The sequence below is a fragment of the Ectothiorhodospira mobilis genome (genome assembly GCF_016584115.1).
Classification (GTDB): Bacteria; Pseudomonadota; Gammaproteobacteria; order Ectothiorhodospirales; family Ectothiorhodospiraceae; genus Ectothiorhodospira; species Ectothiorhodospira mobilis.
Genome location: NZ_NRSK01000005.1, coordinates 52,138 through 66,651, shown reverse-complemented (window position 1 = coordinate 66,651; position 14,514 = coordinate 52,138). Strand labels below are relative to the sequence as shown.

Below are 14,514 nucleotides of genomic sequence, written 5' to 3'. Positions count from 1 at the left end.
AGGACCATGATGAAACGCCTGACGCCCATCCTGTTCCTGTTGTCCCTGCTCTGGCCCGCCTTGTCCGGGGCCGCCGCCCTGCAGGTGCCGCCGCCGTCGGACCTGACGGCGCGAAACTATGTGGTGATGGAGGCCGCCAGCGGCAGCGTCCTGGCCGAGCGGGACCCGGATCAGCGGGTACCTCCGGCGAGCCTCACCAAGCTCATGACCGCCTACCTGGTGTTCAAGGAACTGGAAAAGGGCAGCCTGACCCTGGATACCCCCATCGAGGTGAGTGAGAACGCCTGGCGCACCGGCATGACCGGGGCCTCACGCATGTTCATCGAAGTGGGGGACCGGGTCCGTGTGGAGGATCTGCTCAAGGGGGTCATCGTGCAGTCCGGTAACGATGCCTGTGTGGCCCTGGCGGAACGGGTGGCCGGTACCGAGGGGGCCTTCGTGGACCTGATGAACGCCCAGGCCCGGGCCCTGGGCATGGAGAACTCCCGGTTTGCCAACAGCCATGGTCTGCCCTCGGAGGCGGAGCAGTACACCTCGGCGCGGGACATGGCCCGGCTCATGCGCGCCCTGATCCGGGAGTTCCCGGAGTACTACCGCTTCTATTCCCAGCGCAGCTTCAGCTACAACGGCATCAGCCAGAACAACCGCAACCTGCTGCTGTGGCGGGATGAGTCCGTGGACGGCGGCAAGACGGGATGGACCGAGGAGGCCGGCTACAACCTGGTTTCCTCCGCAAAGCGCGACGGCATGCGCCTGATCGTCGTGGTCATGGGCATCGACGCCCCGGACCACCCCCAGGGCGGTCGCTTGCGGGCCAGCGAGTCCCAGGCCCTGTATAACTGGGCCTTCCGGCAGTTCGAGTCCCACAGGGTCTACGAGGCCGGACAGGCCCTGACCCGGGCCCGGGTCTGGAAGGGGGCCGCCAAGGAGGTGTCCCTGGGGCTGACCGAGCCCCTGTACGTGACCATCCCCAAGGGCCGCTATGAAGACCTGCAGGCCCAGACGGAGCTGGCGGGGCGGCTCATGGCCCCGGTGCAGGAGGGCCGGCGCTATGGCCGGGTGCGCGTCACCCTGGACGGGACCTCGGTGGCCGACCGGCCGCTGGTGGCCCTGGAGCCGGTGGAGGAGGGGGGCTGGTTCCGGCGCATGCTGGACACCGCCTGGCTCTGGGTCTTCTGATGCCGCCCATGGCCCAACCTTCCCATCCGCATCCCAAGGACAGAACATGACTGCCCACAAGACCCTCTTTCTCAACGGCCGCTATCTCCCCGAGGGGGAGGCCAGCGTGCCGGTCCTGGACCGGGGATTCCTCTTCGGGGATGGGGTCTACGAGGTCATCCCCGTCTTCGGCGGCCATCCCTTCCGCCTGGATCAGCACATGGATCGCCTCGCCCGCAGCCTGGCGGAGGTGCGCATCCCCGATCCCTACGACCGGGAGGACTGGACGGCGGTGTTCCGGCGCCTGCTGGAGGCCAACCCCGGCGGTGACCGCAGCCTCTACATCCAGGTGACCCGGGGGGTGATGGCACGCCGGGACCATGCCTTCTCCGAAGGGCTTTCCCCCACGGTACTGGTGATGGTCAATCCCATCAGCCCGCCGGACCCGGCGGTCCTGGAGCAGGGGGTGTCCGCCGTGGTCCTGGAGGACCACCGCTGGTCCCGCTGTGATATCAAGGCCATCACCCTGCTGCCCAACGTCCTCGCCCGGCAGCAGGCGGTGGAGTGGGGGGCCACGGAGGCCATCCTGGTGCGCAATGGCCAGGCCATCGAGGGCGCCGCCAGCAATCTGTTTCTCGTCGTGGATGGGGTGGTGGTGACTCCGCCCAAGGACCGTCAGCTGCTGGCCGGGATCACCCGGGATCTGGTGCTGGAACTGGCCGGGGATGCCGGTATGCCGGTGATGGAGGCCCCCATCCCCGCCGACCGCCTGCGTGAGGCCAGCGAGATCTGGCTCACCAGTTCCACCCGCGAGATCCTGCCCGTGACCCGTCTCGACGGGGCCGCCGTGGGGGACGGTCGTCCCGGACCGCTCTGGGGGCGGATGCACGCCCTCTACCAGGACTACAAGGCACGGCTCAGGGAGGGCGGGGCATGAGCGGTGAAAACCCGATGGAAGACCTCTTCCCCTGCGCGTTCCCGGTGAAGGTGATGGGGGCGGCGGTGCCCGAGTTCCAGCAGCGGGTGCAGGAGATCGTGCGCCGTCACGCCCCGGAGGTGCAGGAGGCGGATTTCACCACCCGCAGTTCCCGGGGGGGTCGCTACTGCGCCCTCACCGTGGTGGTGCAGGCCCGCAGCCGCGAGCACATGGATGCCCTCTACCGGGAGCTGAGCGCCTGTGAACTGGTGACCATGACCCTGTGAGCCAGGGGATGCAACACGATCCCGGGGCGCTGCGGGTGCGCCAGCTGGGACGGGCGGACTACCTGCCCGTGTGGCGGCGCATGCAGGCCTTCAACCAGGAGCGGGGCGCCGCCACCGCGGACGAGCTCTGGCAGGTGGAGCATCCGCCGGTGTTCACCCTGGGGCTCAATGGCCGCCGGGAGCACCTGCTGGATCCGGGGGAGATCCCGGTGCTGGCGGTGGACCGGGGGGGGCAGGTGACCTATCACGGTCCGGGGCAGGTGGTGCTCTATCTCTTGCTGGATCTGCGTCGCCAGGGGCTGGGGGTGCGGGCCCTGGTCACCGCCCTGGAGGGGGCGGTGATCGACTACCTGGCAGGATGGGGGATCGCCGCCGAGGCCCGTGCCGATGCCCCGGGGGTGTATGTGGAGGGGGCGAAGATCGCGGCCCTGGGGCTGCGGGTGCGCCGCGGTGGCAGCTATCACGGCCTGGCCTTCAATCTGGACCCGGACCTGTCCGCCTTTCAGCGCATCAATCCCTGCGGCCACCGCGGCCTGGCCACCACCTCCCTGCGGCTCCTGACGGGGGAGACGCCCCCCTGGTCCACGGTGGCGGATGCGCTCACCCATTGCCTGGCGGCGCGGCTGGGGCGGACGCTGGCCTGGGAAGGGGGGGGCGGACGCAGGACGGATCGTTACAGGTATTCCCGCCAGTGGCGGGGCCGGTGATCCCGGCAGCCATGGTTTTGATGGCGGTACAGGTTGACGAAGATGCGCTGCGCGGCCCCCTGTAGGGTCTCGGGGTGGGCCTCCAGACCCAGGTTGGCCCGGATGGTGTCCTCGTGGTACTGGTACAGGGCGCGGCGGAGCTTGGCCAGCAGGCTGTTGTCCAGCTGGAAGCCCACTTCCGTCAGGGCCTGTTCCAGTTCCACGTAGGTGATCTCGCGCACATCGTAGGTGACCACGAGGCGATGGCCGTCAGGGGTATGCACATCGCGGATGTGGGGCACCTCCCGCAGCATGAGCCAGGCCCCCTCCGCCTGTGCCTGGGGGTCCTGGGGCCCGCGGAACGCCAGTTCCCGCCGGCGGATGTAGGCGGTATCGGATTCCATGGTTTCATGGTAGCGGGCCGTCGGGATGATGCAAGATAAAATGTAGGGTCTTTTCCCGCTGATGTCGCCTACAGCGGCAGGCGGCCCCGGCAAACCCGCTCCCGCCCCCCCAGGTCCCGCAGGCTGGACACCGCCGTGAAACCGGCCCCTTCCAGCAGGGCCCGTACCGCCGCCCCCTGGTCCGCACCGTGTTCCACCAGCAGCCATCCCCCGGGCAGGAGATGGGCGGGGGCCCCCGCCGCCAGGATGCGCAGGTCCGTCAGGCCATCCTCCCCGGCGATGAGGGCTTCGGCGGGTTCGTGGCGCAGCGCCGCCAGGTGGGGATCCCCCCGGGCCACGTAGGGCGGGTTGGAGACCAGGACATGGAAGCGCGTCTTCCCCAGCGCCCCGAACCAGTCCCCCTGCAGGAAGCGGATCCGTTGTGCAAGGCCCAGGCGACGGGCATTGTCCCGGGCCCGCTCCAGGGCCCGCGGGCTGCGGTCGGTGGCGGTGATGGTGGCCCGCGGGCGTTCCCGGGCCAGGGCCAGGGCGATGGCCCCGGAGCCGGTGCCCAGGTCGGCCACGCTCCGGACCTCCCCTTCGGGGATGCACTCCAGGGCCGCCTCCACCAGGGTCTCGGTGTCCGGCCGCGGTACCAGCACCCCCGGCCCCACCGTCAGGGGCAGGGACCAGAATTCCCGCGTTCCCAGAAGATAGGCCAGCGGTTCCCCGGCGGCGCGGCGCCGGGCCCAGGTCCGGGCCTGCTGCGCGGCCGCGTCGGGGACCGGGTCGCCGCCATGGGCATAGAGCCAGGCCCGGTCCCGGTCCAGGGCGGCGGCCAGCAGCAGGCGGGCCTCCGTCGCCGGGGCCTCGGTGTCGGCCAGGGTGTGGCGGGTCTCGGCCAGCAGTTCGTCGACGGTCATGGGGGGCTTCGCGGGCGGGTTCCACCCGGCGGGGTCAGTCCTCTGCGGCCAGGGCGGCCAGTTGCTCGGTCTGGTATTCCTGCAGCAGGGGCTCGATCACCGGGTCCAGGTCCCCGGCCAGGATGGTCTCCAGCTTGTACAGGGTGAGGTTGATGCGGTGATCCGTCACCCGCCCCTGGGGGAAGTTGTAGGTGCGGATGCGTTCCGAGCGGTCGCCGCTGCCCACCAGGCTCCTGCGGGTGGCGGACTGTTCCGACTGGCGCCTGTGCTCCTCCATCTCCAGCAGCCGTGCGGCGAGAAAGCTCATGGCCCGGGCCCGGTTCTTGTGCTGGGAGCGTTCCTCCTGGCATTCCACCACCAGGCCGGTGGGCAGGTGGGTGATGCGCACGGCGGAGTCGGTGCGGTTCACGTGCTGGCCGCCGGCGCCGCTGGCGCGGTAGGTGTCCACCCGCAGATCCGCCGGGTTGATCTCCGGAACCTCCATGGCGTCCGGTTCCGGCATCACCGCCACCGTGGCGGCGGAGGTGTGGATGCGGCCCTGGGATTCCGTCTCCGGCACCCGCTGCACCCGGTGGGCGCCGGACTCGAACTTGAGCCGGCCGTAGACCCCCGCGCCGCTGATGCGGGCGATGATCTCGCGGTAGCCGCCGTGTTCCCCCTCGCTGGCGGAGAGGACCTCCATCCCCCAGCCCCGGGCCTCGGCGTAGCGGCTGTACATGCGAAAGAGATCCCCGGCAAAGAGGGCGGCCTCATCGCCGCCGGTCCCGGCGCGGATCTCCAGGAAGGTGTTGCTGCCGTCGTGGGGGTCCCGGGGGATGAGCAGGCGTTGCAGATCCGCCTCCAGGGCCTCAAGCCTGGCCTCGGCGGCGTCGGCCTCCTCCCGGGCCATGGTGCGCAGTTCCGGGTCCGGGTCCCGGGCCATCTCCCGCGCCGCCTCCAGGTCCCCCAGGGCCGCATGATAGTCGTTCCAGGCCACCACGGTGGGCTCCAGGTGGCTGTACTCCACCGAGTAGCGGCGGAAGCGATCCGGGTCGGCGATGATCTCGGGGTCGGCCAGCAGGCCCCCCAGTTCCTGGAAGCGTTCCGCGATGCCTTCCAGTTTGCGGCGGATGGCGTCTTTCACGAATCGGACGAGCGGCCGCCGTCCTCGGCCTCCGGCAGGTTGAACAGGGCGTGGGCCGCGTCGATGAGCTCCAGCTTACCCTCGCGGGCGGCCTGGTTCATGTTGTGGCAGGGCTCGTGCAGAAGCTTGTTGGTGAGGGTATGGGCCAGAAAGCCCAGGGCCTCCTCGGCGGATTTGCCGGCGGCCACCATCTGCAGGGCCTTGTCCAGGACCTCCAGCTGGATGCTGTGGGCCTTGCCGCGGTAGGCGCGGATGGTGCCCACCGCGTCCTGGGCGCGCAGCCAGCCCATGAAGGAGCTCACCTGGGATTCGATGATCTCCTCGGCCTGCTGTGCCGCCTCGCGGCGGGACTGCAGGTTGTCCTGGATCACCTCCTCCAGGTCGTCCACGGTATACAGATAGACATCGTCCAGACGTCCCACCTCGGGTTCAATGTCCCGGGGGACGGCGATGTCCACCATGAACATGGGGCGGTGCTTGCGGGCCTTGAGGGCCCGTTCCGCGGCCCCCTTGCCCAGGATGGGCAGCGGGCTGGCGGTGGAGGAGATGAGGATGTCCGCTTCCGGCAGCCGGGAGGGGATCTCCGGCAGGGTGATGATCTCGGCGTCGAATTCCTCCGCCAGGGGCCGGGCGCGTTCCACGGTGCGGTTGGCCACGATGATGCGGCCGATCTGGTGGGTCTTGAGATGGCGGGCGGCCAGTTCGATGGTCTCGCCGGCGCCGATCATCATTGCCGTGAGGGGCTTCATGTCCCCCCAGATCTGGCGGGCCAGGGAGACGGCGGCGAAGGCCACGGAGACGGGGCTGGAGCCGATGGCCGTGGAGGTGCGCACGTTCTTGGCCACGGAGAAGGCATGCTGGAACAGCCGGCCCAGCTGGCGGCCCACGGTGCCGGCGGAGCCGGCGGTCTGGTAGGCCCCCTTGAGCTGTCCCAGGATCTGGGGCTCCCCGAGCACCAGGGAATCCAGGCCGCAGGCCACGCGCAGCAGGTGGCGCACGGCGGCGTCGTCCTGGTGGCGGTAGATGTAGGGCTGGATCTCGCTGGGCTTGAGGCGGTGGAAATCGCTCAGCCAGTGCAGGACGCGATCCGCCGGCTGATGGTCCTCCGAACGGAAATAGATCTCCGTGCGGTTGCAGGTGGAGAGGATGGCGGCCTCCTCCACGGGGGTGGACTGGGTCAGCCCGCTCAGGGCCTCCTCCATCCGGTCGGGCGAGAAGACGACGCGTTCGCGGATCCCGACGGGGGCCGACTTGTGGTTGACTCCGAGAGTAAAAAGCATCGCTCGTGAAGACCTGGTGAATAGCGTATTCTGCGCCAGCATTGAAGTCATGACAAGTTGCCCCGGATTTCAACCCTTTGAGTCCGCTTGGAAAACTGTCCAGCTTGCGCCCGCAGCCAAGATCTCGGGAACTGATCACCCCCTAAGGGGGCCAAAAGGGTGAGGCGGGCCTTGCGGCAAACCTGACACCCGCGGCACCGGGCGCTGTCACAACGAGTTTACACCGACCCGGGGGGGCGGCGCGCCCCCTTTTTTTCTGCGCTGCGCGATGAATTGATCCGTGACGGGTTTGCCGGCCCCCTGTCAATTTCGTCCCATGGGTTTATAGTCTCCCCGATGAAGCCTCGGACACGTTTCCTTCTCCTTGCTGCGCCCCGGCGCCCTCTGATGTCGCCCCTCATCGGGCTTTGGGTCGTGGCCCTCTCCCTGGGAGGGTGTGCCGGCCTGTCCCGGGATGCCGGTCCGGCCCCTGCCCCCCCTTTGGCCGTGGTCGAGTCGGCACCGCCCACCCCGGAGGAGACTGCCCGGACGGATCTCATGTACCAGTTGCTGGTGGGGGAGATTGCAGGTCATATGGGGCAACTGCAAGCCTCCCTGGAGCACTACCTGCGGGCGGCCCGGCTCAGCGATGACCCCTCCGTGGCCGAGCGGGCCACCCGTATCGGCCTCTTTGCCGAGGACCCCGGGGCGGCCCTGCCGGCGGCCGAGCGCTGGGTGGCCCTGGATCCGGAGAGCCTGGATGCGCGTCAGGTGCTGGCCGGTCTGCTGGTCAACGCCGGTCGTTCCGAAGAGGCGGTGCCCCACCTGTTGCAGGTGCTGGAGCGGATGGAGTCCATGGAGGGGAATGGGCTGGGCCTGCTGGTGAATGTCCTGTCCCGGGCGGGGGATGCCGACGCCGCCGTGGCGGCCATGGAGCAGGTGGTGCGCCGGCGGGAGGATGACCCACGGGCCCACCTGGCCCTGGCCCATCTGGCCCTGGGTCAGGAACGGCTGCGCGTGGCGGCCCGGGCGGCGGCCCGGGCCCTGGAACTGGACCCCCATCTACAGGAGGCACGGCTGCTGCGGGCCCGTGCCCTGCAGTCGGCCGGGGATACAAAGGCCGCCCTGGAGACTCTGGAGGAGGCGGTGCGCCAGGATCCGTCGGATCCGGATCTGCGCACCCAGTACGGCCGCGCCCTGGTGCAGGCCGGCCGCTTTGACCAAGCCCGGGAACAGTTCGAGGCGGTGCTCAAGGCCCGGCCCGGGGATGCGGATACCCTCTATACCCTGGGTCTGATCCATATCGAACTGCAGCACCTCGACCGTGCCCGCGCCTATCTGGAGCAGGTGGCGGAGACCGGGGAGCGCAGTGCCGAGGCCCATTACTACCTGGGCCGGATCGCGGAGCAGCAGGGGGACGAAGAAGCGGCGGTCGCCCATTACCGCCGCGTGGGGGAGGGTCGGCGCGCTGCGGAATCCCTGATCCGCATCGCACGCCTGCGGGCGGAGCAGGGGGACGTGGAGGAGGCGCGGCAGGCCCTGCAGCTGCTGCGCCGGCAGGCGGAGGACCCCCGGATGCAGGTGCAGGCCTATCTCGGCGAGGCCGATATCCTGCAGGACGCGGGGCGTCCCGGGGTCGCCATGACGGTGCTGGACGCCGCCCTGGAGGCCCATCCCGAAGAGCCGGATCTGCTCTACAGCCGGGCCCTGCTGGCCGAGCGCCTGGATCGCATCGACCGGGCCGTGGCGGACCTGGAGCGCATCCTGGCCCAGGACCCGGACAACGCCTCAGCCCTCAATGCCCTGGGCTACACCCTGGCGGATCGCACCGACCGTTACGAGGAGGCCCTGGAGTACATCCGCCGTGCCCTGGAGCAGCGACCGGAGGATCCCGCCATCCTGGACAGCATGGGCTGGGTGCTCTACCGCCTCGGCCGCCTGCAGGAGGCGGAGGACTACCTGCGCCGGGCCTACGAGCGCCTCCAGGATGCCGAGGTGGCCGGACATCTGGCCGTCGTCCTCTGGGAGCGGGATCGGCGCGATGAGGCACGGGAGATCCTGCGCCGTGCCCTGGAGCGGGACCCCGACGACGAGGCCCTGCGGCGTCTGCAGCAGCGGTGGATGCCGTGAGGCCGGGGCTGCGCCTGCTGGCCGGGCTGCTGCCCCTGTGGCTGGTGGCCTGTGCCGTGAGCCCGCCGCAGCCGCCGGTGGCCGACGCCGAGCGTGCCTGGCGCGATCGGGTGGCGGAGTTGTCCGGCCGGGACGAATGGCGGTTGCAGGGGCGTCTGGCCCTGGCCGTGGGGGAGGAGCGCTGGAATGCCCACATGCGCTGGGATCAGCGTGACACGGCCTACGATATCCGTGTGTTCGGCCCCTTCGGCCGCCAGGCCGCGCGGCTGCAGGGGGACAAGGACGGGGTCGTGCTGCACACCCGCGGGGGGGAGACGCACCGTGCCCGGGATGTGGACGGCCTGGTGTATCATGCCCTGGGCTGGCGCCTGCCCGTGTCCGGGCTGCGGTACTGGGTCCTCGGCATCCCGGCGCCCCGCAGCGAACCCGAGGATCGGGTCCTGGATGCCGCCGGCCGGGCCAGCCGCCTGCGCCAGGCTGGCTGGACCGTACGCTACCAAGGCTACGATGAGGCCCGCCGCCCGGCTTTGCCGGAGCGCATGACCCTGGAATATGAGGAGATCCGCCTGCGCCTGGTGATGGACGACTGGCGGATGGACCACCAAAAGCCATGACTGAAGACCGCTGGAAGGACTGGCCGGCCCCGGCCAAGCTCAACCTGTTCCTGCATATCACCGGCCGCCGGGCGGACGGATATCATGAGTTGCAGACCCTGTTCCAGTTCCTGGACCATGGGGATACCCTGGATTTTGCCCCCCTGTCCGACGGCCGCGTGGAAACCGCCCGCGCCCTGGAGGGGGTGGATCCGGGAAAGGATCTGACCCTGCGGGCCGCGCGCCGGCTGCGGGAGGTCACCGGCCATCCCGGTGGCGTGCGCATCCATGTGCACAAGCGCCTGCCCATGGGCGGTGGTGTGGGTGGGGGCAGTTCGGACGCGGCCACCACCCTGGTGGCCCTGAACGCCCTCTGGGGTACGGGGCTGGACACGGCGTCCCTGGCCCGGCTGGGCCTGGAACTGGGGGCGGATGTGCCCGTGTTCGTGCACGGCACAGCCGCCTGGGCCGAGGGGGTGGGCGAGCGCATCACCGCAGTGGCCCCGCCGGAGCCCTGCTACCTGGTGATCCACCCCGGGGTGCATATCTCCACGGCGTCGGTCTTCACCGACCCTGGATTGACACGCGACTGCCCGCCCATCACAATAGCCGACTTTCTCGCGGGGCAGGCCGGGAACGTCTGTGAAGCAGTGGTGCGCCCGCGCTATCCCGAGGTGGATCAGGCCATGGGCTGGCTGGGTAAGCAGGGGGTGATCCCCCGTCTCACCGGTACGGGCGCCTGTGTCTTTGGCGCCTTTGATTCGGCCCCCGCGGCCCGGGAGGCACTGAACCGGCTGCCGGGTCGATGGCAGGGCTTCGTGGCCCGGGGGCGCAATCGCTCGCCCCTGCTAGATCGCCTCGACAGGGGTTAGTCTGCGTCCCCCGGTTCGGGACGCACTGTTCATTTGGGCCGTCGCCAAGCGGTAAGGCACCGGGTTTTGATCCCGGCATGCGCAGGTTCGAATCCTGCCGGCCCAGCCATTTCCGCCACCCCCTGCCCGTCGGGGTCAGGGGGTGGAGTTGTTGTTGCAGGACCTGCGCATCCGGCGGGGATGCCCTGGCAAAGGGAGTGCGCCCGTGAATGGACCGTTGCCGGCAGTGCGATGCGTCCTCCGGGGCAGGGTGGCCCGCGCGCCCCGATTCTCACGCAACCCAAAGTACCCTCCAGCCATGCTCCCGAGATCCACTGTGGTCGACAAAAGCAAGATGATGATCTTTGCCGGGAACGCCACCCCGAACCTGGCACAGAGCGTCGTCCATCACCTGAACCTGCCCCTGGGCAAGGCCGTGGTCGGCCGCTTCAGCGATGGCGAGGTCCAGGTGGAGATCCTCGAGAACGTCCGCGGACGGGACGTGTTCATCATCCAGTCCACCGGCGCCCCCACCAACGACAACCTCATGGAACTGCTGATCATGGTGGATGCCCTGCGGCGGGCCTCGGCCGGCCGCATCACCGCGGTGATCCCCTATTTCGGGTATTCCCGCCAGGATCGCCGGGTGCGCTCGGCGCGGGTGCCCATCTCCGCCAAGGTGGTGGCCAACATGCTGGAGGCCGTGGGCATCGACCGGGTGCTTACCGTGGATGTTCACGCCGACCAGGTGCAGGGCTTCTTCAACGTCCCGGTGGACAACGTCTACGCCTCTCCGGTGCTGCTGGGGCACATCTGGCGCCAGAAGATCCCCAACCTGATGGTGGTCTCGCCCGACGTGGGCGGGGTGGTGCGCGCCCGCGCCCTGGCCAAGCGCCTGGATGATGCGGAACTGGCCATCATCGACAAGCGCCGGCCCAAGGCCAACGAATCCCAGGTGATGCACATCATCGGGAACGTGCAGGACAAGACCTGCATCATCATCGACGATCTGGTGGACACGGCGGGCACCCTCTGCCAGGCCGCCGCGGCCCTGAAGGACCACGGCGCCTCCAAGGTGATGGCCTATGCCACCCACCCGGTGCTTTCCGGGCCCGCCATCGACAACATCAGCCACTCCCAGCTGGACGAGCTGGTGGTCACCGATACCCTGCCGCTGCGTCCCGAGGCCCAGGCCTGCGAGCGTATCAAGCAGCTGTCCGTGGCCGGGATGCTGGCCGAGACCATCCGCCGCATCAACCGGGAGGAGTCGGTGAGTTCGCTGTTCGTGGACTGATCGGGACACCCCGGACCGCCGATGCAAACGAGTCAAGGGGCCATGCCCCGGGTACCCCTCCTGGTCGCGGGAGGGGATTTTTGTCCGTCATGCCGGAGATTGACCAATGACACTGCAGTTTGAATTCGAAGCCGAGCCGCGCGTGGAGCAGGGCAAGGGTGCGAGCCGCCGCCTGCGCCGCGAAGGCAAGATGCCCGCCATCATCTACGGCGGGGGCAAGGAGCCCCAGAGCATCACGCTCAACCACAAGGACATCTGGCAGAGCCAGGAGTACGATGCCTTCTATTCCCACATCCTCACCATCCGCATCAACGGTCAGAGCGAGCGCGCCATCCTGCGCGACCTGCAGCGCCACCCCTATCGCCCCTGGGTGCTGCACCTGGACCTGCAGCGGGTGAACGAGAGCGAGGCCCTGCGCGTGCACGTGCCCCTGCACTTCCTCAACGAGGAGACCTGCGTGGGGGTGAAGAAGGGCGGCGGCATGCTCAGCCACCAGGCCGTTGAAGTGGAAGTGGAGTGCCTGCCCAAGGATCTGCCCGAATATATCGAAGTGGATGTGGGCAACATGAAGGTGGGGGATTCCATCCATCTGTCCCAGTTGACCCTGCCCGCGGGGGTGACCCTGACGGCCCTGGCCCAGGGCGAGGACCATGACCTGCCCGTGGTGAGCGTGCTCAAGACCCGCGGCACCCCCACCGGCGACGAGGAGTCCGGCGAGGAGGCTGCGGACTGATCCTGGCGGTGCATGGGCCAAAGCCGTGAGCGAGACGCCGACCATCCGCCTGATCGCGGGTCTGGGCAACCCCGGCCCCAAGTACGACCGGACCCGGCACAATGCCGGGTTCTGGTTCGTGGATGCCCTGGCCCGGCGCCACGGCGGGCATTTCAAGTCCGAGCGCCGCTTCGGCGGCGATGTGGCGCGGGTGCAGCTGGAGGGGCAGGAGGTCTGGCTGCTCAAGCCCATGAGCTTCATGAACCACAGCGGCCAGCCCATCCGCCTGCTGGCGGATTTCTACAAGATCCCCGCCGAGGCCATCCTCGTGGTCCACGACGAGATCGACCTGCCTCCGGGAGCCGCACGCCTCAAGCGCGGCGGCGGTCACGGTGGGCACAACGGTCTGCGTCACATCATGGCCCATATGGGCCAGGACTTCCTGCGCCTGCGCCTCGGGGTGGGACACCCCGGTCACCGGGATGATGTGGTCCCCTTCGTCCTCAGCCGCCCCCCCGGGGCAGAGGAGGAGGCCGTCACCGAGGCCATTGAACGTGCCCTGGAGGTCGTCCCCGAGGTGGTCTCCGGTGCCCTGCAACAGGCCATGAACCGGCTCCACAGTTGATCCCGCCCGGTCCCTTCGGTGCCGCGGTGGCCCCGCCATCGCCGGGGCCGTATCATTTCCCATTTCCAGAACAGCTTCCCGGAACGCCCCATGAGCCTCAAGTGCGGTATCGTCGGTCTCCCCAACGTGGGCAAGTCCACCCTGTTCAACGCCCTCACCAAGGCGGGCATCCAGGCGGAGAACTATCCCTTCTGCACCATCGACCCCAACGTGGGGGTGGTGCCGGTGCCGGACCCGCGGCTGGAGGAGTTGGCCCGCATCGTCCGCCCCGAACGGGTGCTGCCCACCACGGTGGAGTTCGTGGATATCGCCGGCCTGGTGGCCGGGGCATCCAAGGGGGAAGGGCTGGGCAACCAGTTCCTGGCCCATATCCGCGAGACCGACGCCGTCGCCCACGTGGTGCGCTGCTTCGAGAACGATGACGTGGTCCACGTGGCCGGGCGGGTGGACCCGGTGGCCGATATCGAGACCATCCACACCGAGCTGGCCCTGGCGGACCTGGAGACGGTGGAAAAGGCCCTCAACCGGCTGGTGCGCAACGCCAAGTCCGGCAACAAGGAGGCCATCGCCCGCAAGGCCGTGGCCGAAAAGGTGCAGGCCGTGCTGGCCGAGGGCCGCCCCGCCCGGGTGGCGGAGCTCAGTGAGGAGGAGGCGCCGCTGCTGCGGGAGTTGCAGCTGATCACCGCCAAACCGGCCATGTTCATCGCCAACGTCAACGAGGACGGCTTTGCCGGCAATCCCCTGCTGGACCGGGTGCGCGCCCTGGCCGAGGCGGAAGGGGCCAACGTGGTCCCCGTCTGCGCCGCCATGGAAGCGGAGATCGCCCAGCTGGAGGACGAGGAGCGGGCCGATTTCCTGGCGGAGATGGGGCTGGAGGAACCGGGACTGGACCGGGTCATCCGCGGCGCCTACACCCTGCTGGGCCTGCAGACCTTCTTCACCGCCGGCGTCAAGGAGGTCCGGGCCTGGACCGTACGCCACGGCGCCACCGCCCCCCAGGGGGCCGGGGCCATCCACACCGACTTCCAGAAGGGCTTCATCCGTGCCGAGGTGGTGGCCTACGATGACTTCGTCGCCTGTGGCGGCGAACAGGGGGCCAAGGATGCCGGCAAATGGCGCCTGGAGGGCAAGGATTACATCCTGCAGGAAGGGGACGTGGTGCACTTCCGCTTCAACGTATGACCACCCCCTCGGGTGCTTGACAGCAGGCCCCGAGCGCCTCAGAATAACGCGCTTTCGATGGCTACGTAGCTCAGCTGGTTAGAGCACCGCACTCATAATGCGGGGGTCGGTGGTTCGAATCCACCCGTAGCCACCATTACCCCTTCCCAAGTCCCCCCATAAGTTTCAGAACCCGTTGATCCTCCAAGGATTTACGTCTCCTGTCGTTCCCGGCCGCACCTCGACATTCCGCCGCGTTCTCGCGTTGGTTGCGGGTACATGACGACCAGGTCGGGAGATGTACCCATACTGGCGCAGATCAATCGCCTGACTGCGACGCAGCTGTGTGCGGCAAAGCGTAACGGAAAGGATCGGCAGCGGTCCGGCCGTGGTTCCCTGGCTTAATTTCTGCC

Annotated in this window: 15 protein-coding genes and 2 tRNA genes; 13 read left to right on the top strand and 4 right to left on the bottom strand. The window is 69.0% G+C overall.

Annotation, left to right across the window (positions count from 1 at the left end; genetic code table 11):
- Positions 1-6: 6 nt before the first annotated feature.
- Genes CKO33_RS03510 through lipB form a run of 4 tightly spaced genes read left to right on the top strand, consistent with a single transcriptional unit; the run spans position 7 to position 3,068 of the window.
- Positions 7-1,179, top strand: coding sequence for a D-alanyl-D-alanine carboxypeptidase family protein (locus CKO33_RS03510; protein WP_200179347.1), 1,173 nt, complete (start codon positions 7-9; stop codon positions 1,177-1,179).
- A 46-nt stretch (positions 1,180-1,225) separates the two neighbouring features.
- A complete protein-coding gene (locus CKO33_RS03505; protein ID WP_200179345.1) occupies positions 1,226-2,095 on the top strand; it encodes a D-amino acid aminotransferase in 870 nt (289 codons plus the stop codon).
- A complete protein-coding gene (locus CKO33_RS03500) occupies positions 2,092-2,361 on the top strand; it encodes a YbeD family protein (RefSeq protein ID WP_200179343.1) in 270 nt (89 codons plus the stop codon). Before CKO33_RS03505 ends, CKO33_RS03500 begins: the two co-directional genes overlap by 4 nt.
- A gap of 8 nt (positions 2,362-2,369) precedes the next feature.
- Entirely contained in the window at positions 2,370-3,068 is a 699-nt protein-coding gene (lipB, locus tag CKO33_RS03495) for a lipoyl(octanoyl) transferase LipB (protein ID WP_200179342.1), read from the top strand.
- Here the strand turns inward: lipB and CKO33_RS03490 are convergent.
- The 4 genes from CKO33_RS03490 to hemA form a co-directional block, all read right to left on the bottom strand.
- The gene (locus tag CKO33_RS03490; protein WP_200179341.1) at positions 3,035-3,451 is read right to left on the bottom strand and encodes a hypothetical protein; all 417 of its coding nucleotides are present in this window, start codon (positions 3,449-3,451) and stop codon (positions 3,035-3,037) included. The two genes, lipB and CKO33_RS03490, sit on opposite strands and share 34 nt — an antisense overlap.
- Positions 3,452-3,519: 68 nt before the next feature.
- Entirely contained in the window at positions 3,520-4,353 is an 834-nt protein-coding gene (gene prmC / locus CKO33_RS03485) for a peptide chain release factor N(5)-glutamine methyltransferase (RefSeq protein ID WP_200179340.1), read from the bottom strand.
- Between the two features lie 34 nt (positions 4,354-4,387).
- Positions 4,388-5,476 (bottom strand): peptide chain release factor 1, encoded by a 1,089-nt coding sequence (gene prfA / locus CKO33_RS03480; protein WP_200179339.1) that lies wholly within the window; start codon positions 5,474-5,476, stop codon positions 4,388-4,390.
- Entirely contained in the window at positions 5,473-6,756 is a 1,284-nt protein-coding gene (gene hemA, locus CKO33_RS03475; RefSeq protein WP_200179338.1) for a glutamyl-tRNA reductase, read from the bottom strand. Before hemA ends, prfA begins: the two co-directional genes overlap by 4 nt.
- 387 nt (positions 6,757-7,143) lie before the next feature.
- Here hemA and CKO33_RS03470 point away from each other — a divergent pair, with 387 nt between their 5' ends.
- The 9 genes from CKO33_RS03470 (at position 7,144) to CKO33_RS03430 (ending at position 14,258) form a co-directional block, all read left to right on the top strand.
- A complete protein-coding gene (locus CKO33_RS03470) occupies positions 7,144-8,865 on the top strand; it encodes a tetratricopeptide repeat protein (protein ID WP_200179336.1) in 1,722 nt (573 codons plus the stop codon).
- Entirely contained in the window at positions 8,862-9,479 is a 618-nt protein-coding gene (lolB, locus tag CKO33_RS03465) for a lipoprotein insertase outer membrane protein LolB (RefSeq protein ID WP_200179334.1), read from the top strand. Before CKO33_RS03470 ends, lolB begins: the two co-directional genes overlap by 4 nt.
- Positions 9,476-10,330, top strand: a complete 855-nt coding sequence (gene ispE / locus CKO33_RS03460; protein WP_200179332.1) for a 4-(cytidine 5'-diphospho)-2-C-methyl-D-erythritol kinase — start codon at positions 9,476-9,478, stop codon at positions 10,328-10,330. Before lolB ends, ispE begins: the two co-directional genes overlap by 4 nt.
- A 34-nt stretch (positions 10,331-10,364) precedes the next feature.
- Positions 10,365-10,439 (top strand) — tRNA-Gln (locus CKO33_RS03455).
- Between the two features lie 207 nt (positions 10,440-10,646).
- Positions 10,647-11,603 carry a ribose-phosphate diphosphokinase gene (locus CKO33_RS03450; protein WP_090487481.1) on the top strand — a complete coding sequence of 319 codons (957 nt, stop codon included), beginning with the start codon at positions 10,647-10,649 and terminating at the stop codon, positions 11,601-11,603.
- A gap of 106 nt (positions 11,604-11,709) precedes the next feature.
- On the top strand, positions 11,710-12,336 hold the full coding sequence (locus CKO33_RS03445) for a 50S ribosomal protein L25/general stress protein Ctc (protein WP_200179330.1): 627 nt from the start codon (positions 11,710-11,712) through the stop codon (positions 12,334-12,336).
- Between the two features lie 25 nt (positions 12,337-12,361).
- Positions 12,362-12,940: an aminoacyl-tRNA hydrolase gene (gene pth, locus CKO33_RS03440; RefSeq protein WP_338081721.1), complete on the top strand. Its 579-nt coding sequence runs from the start codon at positions 12,362-12,364 to the stop codon at positions 12,938-12,940.
- A gap of 90 nt (positions 12,941-13,030) precedes the next feature.
- Positions 13,031-14,122 (top strand): redox-regulated ATPase YchF, encoded by a 1,092-nt coding sequence (ychF, locus tag CKO33_RS03435; RefSeq protein WP_200179327.1) that lies wholly within the window; start codon positions 13,031-13,033, stop codon positions 14,120-14,122.
- A gap of 59 nt (positions 14,123-14,181) precedes the next feature.
- Positions 14,182-14,258, top strand: a tRNA-Met gene (locus CKO33_RS03430).
- The last annotated feature ends 256 nt before the right edge of the window (positions 14,259-14,514 follow it).